The following is a 920-nucleotide window of genomic DNA, read 5'->3' on the forward strand; positions in this document are numbered from 1 at the left end:
ATTGAAGAAGATCGGGCTGCTCATGGTAAAAAGCCCTTGAAGGTGAAAGAGCGTCAGGCGATCGAGAAGGAGACCAAGGTTTCCAGCACCGACCCGGATGCGGGTTACATGGTCCGTGAAGGCAAACCGAAGGGCTTTTTCTATCTTGATCATCGCACAGTGGATGGCAAGCTGGGGATCATCACTGACAGCCACACCACTGCAGCCAATGTTCATGACAGTATTCCCTATCTGGATCGTCTGGATCGACAACGCAAACGCTTTGATTTGCGTGTACAGGCTGTGGGTCTGGATGCGGGTTATGCCACAGCAGCTATTGCAAAGGGACTCGAAGAGCGGGACATTCTCGGGGTTACAGGCTATCGTCGTCCAAGCCATCGCAAGGGCTATCTACCGAAACGCAAGTATCTTTATGAGAAGGACCTCGATGGCTATCGCTGTCCTAACGGTCAGCTCCTGACTTACGCCACCACGGACCGTAATGGCTACAGGCATTATAAAAGTGATCCACAAAAATGCCGGAACTGTCCACTGCTGGCATCCTGCACAGCGAATGCCAATAACCAGAAAACCGTTACCCGCCATGTGTGGCAAGACGCGCGGGAAAGAGCTGATGCTCATCGCCTGAGCGATTGGGGAAAGGCCCTCTATAAACGACGACAGGAAACCGTCGAAAGATCCTTTGCCGATGCAAAACAACTCCACGGACACCGTTATGCCAGGTTCCGGGGGCTTACCGCTGTCAAAGTTCAATGTTTGCTCGCCGCTGCCGCACAAAATATCAAAAAAATAGCTCTCGCAATGGCACCGAAACCAAATCCACTCCCCTCATGAGACAAAGGACATCATCAAAGTTCGAAGCTATTTCCTGGATTGATTAGAGAAGACAAAACCCCGACGAAAATCGACGGGGTTTGTCA

Annotated in this window: 1 protein-coding gene; it reads left to right on the forward strand. The window is 51.3% G+C overall.

Going from position 1 to position 920, the window contains the following annotated elements:
• A partial coding sequence (locus WH95_RS20100; protein WP_046510238.1) for an IS1182 family transposase occupies window positions 1–834 on the forward strand: 834 nt, incomplete at its 5' end.
• Window positions 835–920 lie beyond the last annotated feature (86 nt).

The organism is Kiloniella litopenaei (assembly GCF_000982415.1).
Lineage (GTDB): Bacteria > Pseudomonadota > Alphaproteobacteria > Kiloniellales > Kiloniellaceae > Kiloniella > Kiloniella litopenaei.